Source organism: Actinomycetospora sp., from assembly GCF_055612215.1.
The window spans coordinates 1-9452 of record NZ_JBVPVA010000934.1 but is presented as its reverse complement, the minus strand read 5'-3'; the positions used below and the strand labels follow the sequence as shown (position 1 = coordinate 9452).

The following is a 9452-nucleotide window of genomic DNA, read 5'->3' as shown; positions in this document are numbered from 1 at the left end:
ACCCGCGCGACCGTGACCCGAGTCCGCTGGTCGGGGGCCGGTCGGGGGTCGACGTCCGGGGTCTGGCGGCCTTCGGGATCGGGCTCGTCGTCGTGGCCGTGCTGGTGGTGGCGCTCGTCGGGGTCGACCTGCTCGCCGCGCACCCGCTGGACACCGCCGTCTACGGCACCGGCACCGTCGTGGTCGTCGGCGCGATCGCCTGGGTGGCGACCGCCCGCTACGTCGCGGCGGGCGCCGACTGGGCCGCGGACGAGTTCGCGTGGGTCGACCTCTACGACCTCGTCGCCGTCCACCTCGCCCGCACCCGCTGGGGCGTGCCCGCGCTGGCGCTCACCGACGGGGAGGGCCGCCGGGTCCTGCTGCCGCTGCGGGCGCTGCGCACCGACGTGCTGCTCGGGCGGTACGTGCACCTGGGCATCCGGTGGTCGCGGGCGACGAACGTCGTGGAGATCGACGACGCGGCCCGCGCCCTGCTGGGCGATCCGGCCTAGAGAGCGGGTGCGTCGGGTCGGCGCGGTCCGTCGGGGTTCCCACGTCGACGGCACTAGGCGGTTGATCATGCCGAGGGCACCGGGTTCCGGCGGTGCCCTCGGCATGATCACCTGCCTAGCGCCGAGCACGGCGCACCTGGCTGTGTTCCCGGGGCGGCGGGCACGGTCAACGCCCTGGTGCCGACCCCGGCTCACCCGGCGTCGTTCCCGGAGCGACCTCGCGCTCAGCCCACGCGCTGGTGCCGGGGCGGACCGGCCGCGGCCTCGGCGTACTGCGGAGGAGCGGCCGGCGCGGATCCGGCTCGGTGTCCCGGCGCGGCCGGGACCGGCCGGTGGGGTGGCGCGAGGACCGGTCTGGTGACGCCGGGGTCGGGGACGGCGCGCACCGAGGCCTGGTCCTCGAGCAGGTCCCGGATCTGCGCCAGGAGCTCGACGTCGGTGGGCTGGGCGGGGCCGGACTCCTCGCCGCGGAGCCGCCGCGTCTGGAGCGCCTTCATCGGGGCGACGACCAGGAAGTAGACGACGGCGGCCGTGATGACGAACGTGATCGTCTGGTTGATGACGGTCGCGTAGTCGAACACGACGCCGTCGACGCGCACGGTGCCGGCGAACTCACCGACGCCGGGGGAGAGCAGCTGGATCAGCGGCTTGAGGAAGGAGTTGGTGAACGCGGTGACGACGTCGGTGAACGCCGCACCGATCACGACCGCGACCGACAGGTCGATCACGTTGCCGCGGAGCAGGAAGTCCTTGAAGCCCTTGAACATCGACAGTCCTCGGTGCTGGGGAGCGGAGGTCTGCCGGGCACCGTAGGAAGAGCGGCTCGGCGGCACGAAGCGCGACAGGGGGTCGACGGCGGGCAGGACCGCCGGTGCGGTGGGTGGTGTCACCGGGTCGGGGCGGCGCGAGCCGCCACCACGGACACCTCACGACACGCGCCGCTCACCGCCCCGTGAGGGCAGGAGGAGCGACCGCCTCGTGGGGCACCGGGCACGAGCCCGGTGCCCGCCGCTCAGGAGTCGGAGAACGACTGGTGCGCGGCGTGGAGCTGGGTCGAGAAGAGGGCGACCTGCGGGTCCTGCGCGGACCAGCTCGCCATGTCCCGCGCGGCGTGGTCGTCGCCGTGGGCGCTGAGGACGTGCAGCTCCACGAGCTGGTCGTACCACTCCGGACGCTGGGGCTGCTCGGCGTCGGCGTACCAATCGGTCCCGGTCTCGACGTCCCAGGGGCTGCCGACCATCGTCATGAGGTCTCCGTCTCGTCGCGCGTCGTTGCGTCGTCGTTCCCGGGCAGTGTGGACCCCTACCATTCAGTACAGCGATCTTGTTCCGCACAACACAACCGCGGGTAGTGATCGGTTCAGGACTGACCGTGTTCGGCCAACGAGCGCAGCAGCATGGTCTCGGCGAGCACGCACCGCGCGAACATCCCCAGGTGGAGGCTCTCGTCGACGCCGTGCCAGCGGCTCGCCGGGTCGCCCACGCCGGTGACGAGCACCGTCGCCCCCGGGAAGGTGCGGGCGAACTCCGCGATGAAGGGGACGGTGCCGCCCATGCCGACCTCGATCGCCGTGTGCTCGAACGCCGCGGACAGCGCCGCACGCGCGAGGTCGTAGACCGACCCGGTCGGCTCCAGCGCGAAGGGCTCGCCCGACGCCGCCAGCGTGACCTCCAGGTGCGCACCCCAGGGCACGTGGTGCGTCAGGTGCTCGCGCAGCGCGGCGAAGGCGTCGGCGGTGACGTCGCCGGGCGCGAGCCGGACGCTGATCATCGCGCGGGCGCGGGGGAGCAGGACGTTCGCCGAGCCGTCGACGGCGGGAGCGTCGATCCCCAGCACGGCGATCGCCGGCTTCCGGGTCAGCCGCTCGGTGATCGTGCCGGTCCCGATGAGCTCGACGTCGTCGAGCAGGCCGGCGTCGCCGCGGAACGTCTCCTCCTCGACGTCGGGCGCCGTGTCGGAGTTCGAGGCCGACCCCGCGACGAGCCCCGCGACGGCGACCTCGCCCTTGTCGTCGTGCAGCGTCGCCAGCAGCCGGCACAGCGCGGTCAGCGCGTCCCCGGCCGGGCCGCCGAGCATCCCGGAGTGCACCGCGCGCTCGAGCATCGAGACCTCGACGACGACGTTCGTCAGTCCCCGCAGGCTCGTGGTCAGGGCGGGGACGTCGACGGCGGGGTTGGCGGCGTCGGCGATGACGATGACGTCGGCGGCCAGGGCGTCGCGGTGCTCGGCCAGCAACGCGGGCAGCGTCGGGGACCCGGACTCCTCCTCGCCCTCGACGAACAGCGTCACCCCGACGGGCGGCCGGCCGCCGAACGCGCGCAGCGTCGCGAGGTGGGTCATGACGCCGGCCTTGTCGTCGGCGGCGCCGCGACCGTGCAGGCGCCCGTCGCGCTCGTGGGGCTCGAACGGTGGGGTGGTCCAGAGGTCGTCGCCGCCGGTCGGCTGCACGTCGTGGTGGGCGTAGAGCATGACGGTGGGCGCCGGGCGGGCGGGATCGTCGCTCTGCGCCGGCCAGTGGGCGACGACGGCGGGCGCGCCGCCCGCCGCGGCGAGGATCGACACGTCGGCCGCGCCGGCCTCGCGCGCCAGGGTCGCGACGGCGTCGGCGCTGCGGCGGGTGTCCTCGGCGTGCGCCGGGTCGGCCCAGATGCTCGGGATGCGGACCAGGGCCTCGAGGTCCCGTCGGGCGTCGGGGAGGACCGCGTCGACGGCGCGCCGCAGGTCGTCGGGCGGGGGCATCGCCGGGGCAGCCATGACGGCGACCCTAGAGGGAGCGCCCCGTCGATCCGGGCGTGTCGGTGGGTGCCCGTGGGTACCAGCCGGCTCGTACTCGCACGGAACGACGACGTTTCGGGAGGACCGATGGCACCCGCGCGCGACGAGGGGCATCGACGGCCCACCGACGAGGTGGCCGCGACCCTCCGGGAGGTGTGGCGCGACGTCCTGCGCCGCGATCCCGACCAGCCCCAGTTCCGCGGCGCGGTGCGCGAGGTGCTCGGCAGCATCGGGCCCGTGCTGGCCGAGCACCCCGAGCTCGCCGAGGTCCTGGGCCGGCTGTGCGAGCCGGAGCGCCAGGTCGTCTTCCGCGTGCCGTGGGTCGACGACGCGGGACGGGCCCGGGTGAACCGCGGGTTCCGGGTGCAGTTCAGCTCGGCGCTCGGCCCGTACAAGGGGGGTCTGCGGTTCGTCCCCGGGCTGACCCTCGACGTCGTGAAGTTCCTGGGCTTCGAGCAGGTCTTCAAGAACGCGCTGACCGGTCAGGACCTCGGCGGGGGCAAGGGCGGCGCGGACTTCGCGGCGAAGGACGCCTCGCCGGGCGAGGTGATGCGCTTCTGCCAGTCGTACGCCACCGAGCTGGCCGCCCACGTCGGCTCCTGGACCGACGTCCCCGCCGGGGACATGGGCGTGGGTCCCCGCGAGGTGGGCTGGATGCTCGGCCAGTACCGGCGCCTGGTCGGCCACGACGACCCTGGCGCGCTGACCGGCAAGCCCGCCGCGCTCGGGGGCTCGGCCCTGCGACCCGAGGCGACCGGCTACGGCGTCGTCTACTTCCTGGCGCGGATGCTGGCCGAGCAGGGGCGCGACCTCGACGGGGCCCGCGTCGTGGTGTCCGGCAGCGGGAACGTCGCGCTGCACGCCATGGACAAGCTGGTCGCGGCCGGGGCGACGGTCGTGGGGTGCTCGGACTCCCGGGGCTCGGTCGCGGAGCCGGGCGGCGTGGACGTGGAGGCGCTGCGCGAGACCAAGGACGGCGGGGGCTCGGTCGCGGACTACGCCGAGGGACGCGCGGACGCCTCGACGTCGTCGGGCTCGGTCTTCACCCAGGAGTGCGACGTCGCCCTGCCCTGCGCGACGCAAAACGAGATCGGCCCGGAGGAGGCCCGCCGCTTGGTGGAGAACGGGTGCTGGGCCGTGGTCGAGGGCGCGAACGGGCCGGTGACGCCCGCCGCGCGGACGATCCTGCGCGAGGGCAAGGTCGGGTTCGGCCCGGGCAAGGCCGCCAACGCCGGCGGGGTCGCGGTCTCCGCGCTCGAGATGCAGCAGGCCGCCGGCCGGGAGCAGTGGAGCGCCGAGGAGGTGGACGACCGGCTGGGCACGATCATGGCCGAGGTCCACGACCGGGCGCGTGACGCCGGTGAGCGCTACTTCGACGACCCCGCGGACTACGAGCACGGGGCCAACGCGGCCGCGTTCCGTCGGGTCGCGGAGGCCGTCGAGCGTCTGGGGGTCGTCTAGGGCCCGCGTTTCGGTCGTCGCGACCCGCGGGAAGCATCCGCCATGTCCACCACCGAGGTCGGCGCCGAGCCGGCGACCCGCCCGGCGATGCCGGGGCGGTCGATCGGCGCGGGCGTGCTCCTCGGGGTCGGCGTGGCCGCGTTCCTCGACGAGACCGTCTTCCACCAGCTGCTGCACTGGCACCACTTCTACGACGGCTCCACCTCCGACGTCGGGCTCGTCTCCGACGGCGTCTTCCACGCCGGGGGGTGGCTGGCGATCGTGGTCGGGCTCTTCTGGTTCGCCGACCTCCAGCGGCGCCGGGCCACGGTGCCGCGCCGGGTGTGGGCCGGCGGCCTGATCGGCTGGGGCGCGTTCCAGGTCTACGACGGGCTCTTCCAGCACAAGGTCCTGGGGCTGCACCAGATCCGCTACGGCGTCGACCTCCTGCCCTACGACCTGGCCTGGGACCTCAGCGGGGCGCTCGGCGTCCTGATCGGACTCGGGCTGCTGTTCGGCCCGGCCCGCTCGACCGCGGAGCGCCGGGCGAGCTCGTGACGGGGATGCCCGGGATGGCGCCCGCCGGGGCGTCGCCCTGGTCGTGGTGGCCGGCCGTGCCGCTCGTGGCCCTCGCGGTCGCCTACCTGCTCGGCGTGCGGCGGCTGGTCCGGCGGGGCGACCGGTGGCCGGTGGCTCGCTCGCTCGCCGCGACGGGCGGGCTCGTCGCCCTCGCGGCTGCGCTGCTGCCCCCGCTGAGCACCCACGCGGACGTGTTCGTGGTGCACGTCGTGGGCCACCTGCTCCTGGCGATGCTGGCGCCGCTGCTGCTGGCCCTGGCCGCGCCGGTCACGCTCGTGCTGCGGACCGCCCCGGTACCCGTCCGGCGGCGGGTGCTCGCGGTGGTGCGGAGCCGCGCCGCCCGAGTGCTCACGTGGGCGCCGTTGGTGCTGTTGCTCGACGTCGGTGGAATGTACGTCTTCTATCTGACACCGCTGTTCGGACTCGCGCACGAGAGCGAATGGCTGTACGCCATCGTTCACGTCCACATGTTCTCGGCAGGCTGGTTGTTCAGCACGGTCGTCGCCGGCCGGGATCCGTTGCCGCACCGTCCGGCACTGCCGGGCGCGTTGACCATGCTGCTGCTCGCGGGCGCCGCGCACGGAATCCTCGCCAAATCGATGTACGCCCACGATCTGCCCGCCGCGGCCGGGACGCCGGCGCAGGTACAGCTCGGGGCGCAGGTGATGTTCTCCGGCGGTGACCTGGTCGAGCTCGCGACGGTCGTCGCCGTGATGACCGCCTGGTACGCCCGAGAGGGGCGGGCGCAACGTCGCGCGACGACCCGTTCGAGGGCCCGCTCTGAATTCGATCACGCCTCACGCCAACCGATTCACGCACCGTAATTCCATCGGCCGATCAGAAACCCGATCGTGTCCCGCGAATGGGGTGGATCTCACCGTCCGCTGCTACGTTCGAGCTATTCTCGCCGGCCCTGGACCCCGCTCGGAGGAGTCGGGGGGAACGACCGGCCGTGGGCCCAGGGGGGTGTTTCACATGACACGGACGATCGACCGAGGGCGCGCTGACCGGTCCTTGATCGATGTGGTGGTCGCGCGGGCGGCACGGATCGACCGGGGCCGCACGGCGGCGCGGTGGACGCGGGCCAACGGACGGGTCGTCCTGAGCCTCCTGGCGGTGCTCGGCGTCGTGGGGGCCGTGGTCACGGGTCTGGCCCTGGCGTTGGCCGGCGGGGCCGACGCGGATCCCACGTCCGCGGCCGGGCTCCTGATGGCCGGCCTGGCCGTCTCGGCGGGCAGCGCCGCGGCGCTGATGATGGTCTTCGCTGCCCGGCTGACGGGCTCCCCGCGCACCATGTGGGCCGGGGTGACCATCGGCTGGTACAGCCTGCTGGCGATCCCGATCTCGACGGTCCGTGGTCTCCACGGGGACCACCAGCTGATCTCGGCGGCGGGGAGCGTCGTCGTGCACGCCGTGGCGATCGTGCTGTGTCTGCTCGTCCTGGCGCCGCCTCCGCCGCGCTCGACCGACCGCCTGCTCTGGAGCCTGCTGGGAGGCGTGCCCCTCCTGGTGGCCGCAGCGGTGCTCTGGGTGGCGGCCGCTCCGGCGTCCGCGGCGGCGGTGGCGGGGTCGCCGACGTGGTGGCTGGCGTGCGCGCTGGCCTGGGTCGTCGGCGGGCTGGTCGTGGTCGCCCGGGCGAGCTTCACCCGTGTGCCGGGCCTCGCGGTCGTCGGTGCAGGGTTCGCGATGGTGGGTGCCGCGCAGGCGGTGTGGTTCCTCGGGCCCACGTCGGGAGCCGGGACCGTGTCGTTGTCCGCGTTCCGGCTGCTGGCCGTCGTCGTCGTGCTCGGCGGTGGCGTCCGCATCGTGGGGCGGGCGCTGCTGCGGCTGAGCGTGGAGCAGGCCCTCCGTACGAAGGAACTGCGGCGCGCGGAGCTGCGGCTGGCCCGGGCCGCGGAGCGCGACCACGACCTCCGCAACGGGCTCGCGGGCCTGGCCGGGGCGACCGCGGTCCTAGGCGGAGGGGCGGACACCGGGGCGCTGTGCCGGGTCGTCGCGGGCGAACTGCGCCGGCTCGACGGCATGCTCGCCGAGCCCGGCGGCGCGGACGGGGCCGTCGTCGGCGACACCTACGCGGTGGCCCCCGCCCTCGACGGGCTGGTGATGCTGCGCCGCAGCGTCGGGATGGACGTGCGGGCCGACGTGGAGCCGTGCCTGGGCGCTCGCGGGTCGGCGAGCACGCTCGCGCAGGTCGTGACGAACCTGCTGGCCAACGCCGAGCGGCACGCGCCGGGCAGTCCGGTGCGGATCGCCGCGGCGCGGCGGGGGGATCGCGTCGAGATCCGCGTCCGCGACTTCGGGCCGGGCGTCCAGCCGGGACGGGAACGGGCCGTGCTCGAGCCGGGGACCCGCGACGAGGGCGCGGGCGGGCTGGGCCTCGGCCTGCACGTGTGCCGCACGCTGCTCGCCGCCGAGGGCGCCACCATCGAGATACTCCCCGCCGATGCGCGCTCGCCCGGCTGCGTCGTGGTGCTCGGCCTCCCGGCGGGAGAGTGGGCCGGTCCGCAGCGCCCGCGTCCGCAGCGCGGGCGCGACACGAGCCCCGTGACCCCGTGACGGGTGCCGGCGGGCGGCCGTGCCGAGGCAGCCACTTCCCGGTCGTCGTGATCGACGACCACGAACTGTTCAGCACGGCGCTGACGATGGCCCTGCGCGGGCAGGGGCTGGAGGCGGCCACGGTGCCGGTCGGTGACCTGGGCAGGTTGCTGGACGGGCCACCCGGCGCGACCGGGCTCGTCGTGCTCGATCTCGACCTCGGCCGCGACGCCGGCGGGACCTACCGTCACGGGGCGGACTTCGTCGGGCGGCTCCGGGCGCGGAACTGGTCGGTGCTCGTGGTCAGCGGCAGCGTCGACGAGCCGGGGACGGCCGCAGCGATCGCCGAGGGCGCGATCGGCTCGGTGCCCAAGTCGAGCTCGTTCGAGGTGCTGCTGCGCACGATCATCACGGCGGCCCGGGGCGAGCCGGTCATGAGCGAGGTCGAGCACCGCGGGTGGGTCGACCGCCACCGTCGCTTCCTCGCCCGCGAACGTGAGCTCTCCCGGCGGCTGGCGCGGCTCAGCCGCCGTGAGCGGGAGGTCCTCGAGCTGCTGGCCGAGGGGCTCCGCGCGGCGCCGATCGCCGAGCGGCTCGTCGTGAGCATGCCGACCGTCCGCACCCAGATCCGCTCGATCCTCACCAAGCTCGAGGTCACCTCGCAGCTCGAGGCGGTGGCCCTGCTGCGCCAGCAGCCCGACCCGCTCCGCCCCTGAGCCCTGGCTCAGCGCCGCCGCACCGGGCCCCGGGCCGGCGCGTGCCCGAGCTCGTCCTCGAAGCGGACGAGCAGCGGGGCGAGCAGGGCGTTGAGGGCGTCGAGCTGCGCGGCGTCCAGGGCCCCGGCGACGAGGCCGTCCTCCACGCGGATGCGTTCGTCGGTCGCGGCCCGCCAGCGCTGCCGGCCCGCCGCGGTGAGACGGATCGGCCGGCTGCGGCCGTCGCCGTCGCCGCGGGGGCCGGGTTCGACGAGCCCGGCGCGCGAGAGCCGGTCGATGCGCAGGCTCATCGTCCCCGACGTGAGCCCGAGGGTGCGGGCGATGTCGCCCGGCAGTCCCTCGTGGGGCGGCTCGCGGCGGGCGAGCACCGAGAGGGCCTCCCAGTCGCCGACCGTGAGGTCGTGGTCCGCGGCGGCGTCGGCGAGGACCTCGTCGAACAGCCGCGCGAGGCGGCGGATGCGCTGCCGCGCACCCTCCACCTCGGGGCGGGCGCCCGGCAGGTGGGTCATCCAGCTCGCGAGCTCGGCGGCGACGGAGTCGGGGCGCGGGGCGTCCGGGGAGCTCACGGCTCGACGGTACCTTGGCATCCAAGGTAATGTGTCTTGGGTACCAAGACGGATGGAGACACCATGGACCGGGTCTGGTTCATCACCGGCACGAGCAGCGGGTTCGGGCGGGAGATCACACGGGCGGCGCTGGAGGCGGGGGACCGGGTCGTCGCGACCGCGCGCCGCACCGACGGCCTCGCGGACCTCGTGGCGTCGGCGCCCGACCGGGTCCGGGCGGTCGCGCTCGACGTCACCGATCCGGTCGCGGTGCGCGCGGCCGTCGACGTCGCGGTGGCGGAGTTCGGGCGCATCGACGTCGTCGTGAACAACGCCGGCTACGGCAGCCGCGGCGCGCTGGAGGAGCTCTC

At 74.9% G+C, this 9452-nt stretch carries 11 protein-coding genes; 7 read left to right on the top strand and 4 right to left on the bottom strand.

Annotated elements, in window-relative coordinates:
* Positions 1 to 491, top strand: a 491-nt coding sequence (locus tag AC0CYZ_RS25515; RefSeq protein ID WP_472220554.1) for a hypothetical protein, incomplete at its 5' end; no start/stop codon positions are given.
* Between the two features lie 224 nt (positions 492 to 715).
* Here AC0CYZ_RS25515 and mscL read toward each other — a convergent pair.
* The 3 genes from mscL to AC0CYZ_RS25500 form a co-directional block, all read right to left on the bottom strand.
* The gene (gene mscL / locus AC0CYZ_RS25510) at positions 716 to 1258 is read right to left on the bottom strand and encodes a large conductance mechanosensitive channel protein MscL (protein WP_472220552.1); all 543 of its coding nucleotides are present in this window, start codon (positions 1256 to 1258) and stop codon (positions 716 to 718) included.
* A gap of 245 nt (positions 1259 to 1503) precedes the next feature.
* Positions 1504 to 1737 (bottom strand): hypothetical protein, encoded by a 234-nt coding sequence (locus AC0CYZ_RS25505; protein WP_472220550.1) that lies wholly within the window; start codon positions 1735 to 1737, stop codon positions 1504 to 1506.
* Between the two features lie 113 nt (positions 1738 to 1850).
* Complete coding sequence (locus tag AC0CYZ_RS25500) at positions 1851 to 3245, bottom strand: M20/M25/M40 family metallo-hydrolase (RefSeq protein ID WP_472220548.1); 1395 nt, start codon at positions 3243 to 3245, stop codon at positions 1851 to 1853.
* Between the two features lie 108 nt (positions 3246 to 3353).
* On the opposite strand from AC0CYZ_RS25500, the gene gdhA reads away from it, so the two are divergent.
* The 5 genes from gdhA (at position 3354) to AC0CYZ_RS25475 (ending at position 8536) form a co-directional block, all read left to right on the top strand.
* A complete protein-coding gene (gene gdhA / locus AC0CYZ_RS25495) occupies positions 3354 to 4727 on the top strand; it encodes an NADP-specific glutamate dehydrogenase (RefSeq protein WP_472220546.1) in 1374 nt (457 codons plus the stop codon).
* A gap of 42 nt (positions 4728 to 4769) precedes the next feature.
* The gene (locus AC0CYZ_RS25490) at positions 4770 to 5264 is read left to right on the top strand and encodes a DUF2243 domain-containing protein (protein WP_472220544.1); all 495 of its coding nucleotides are present in this window, start codon (positions 4770 to 4772) and stop codon (positions 5262 to 5264) included.
* A 65-nt stretch (positions 5265 to 5329) separates the two neighbouring features.
* Entirely contained in the window at positions 5330 to 6109 is a 780-nt protein-coding gene (locus AC0CYZ_RS25485; RefSeq protein WP_472220542.1) for a cytochrome c oxidase assembly protein, read from the top strand.
* A 199-nt stretch (positions 6110 to 6308) separates the two neighbouring features.
* Entirely contained in the window at positions 6309 to 7841 is a 1533-nt protein-coding gene (locus tag AC0CYZ_RS25480) for a sensor histidine kinase (protein WP_472220556.1), read from the top strand.
* Entirely contained in the window at positions 7838 to 8536 is a 699-nt protein-coding gene (locus AC0CYZ_RS25475; protein ID WP_472220540.1) for a LuxR C-terminal-related transcriptional regulator, read from the top strand. The genes AC0CYZ_RS25480 and AC0CYZ_RS25475 overlap by 4 nt, the downstream gene beginning before the upstream one ends.
* Before the next feature lie 8 nt (positions 8537 to 8544).
* Here the strand turns inward: AC0CYZ_RS25475 and AC0CYZ_RS25470 are convergent, their stop codons facing one another.
* Positions 8545 to 9102 (bottom strand): MarR family winged helix-turn-helix transcriptional regulator, encoded by a 558-nt coding sequence (locus AC0CYZ_RS25470; RefSeq protein WP_472220538.1) that lies wholly within the window; start codon positions 9100 to 9102, stop codon positions 8545 to 8547.
* Positions 9103 to 9165: 63 nt separating this feature from the next.
* Between AC0CYZ_RS25470 and AC0CYZ_RS25465 the strand changes: the two genes are divergently transcribed.
* Positions 9166 to 9452 (top strand): SDR family NAD(P)-dependent oxidoreductase (locus AC0CYZ_RS25465; protein WP_472220536.1); only part of this gene is annotated, 287 nt, incomplete at its 3' end.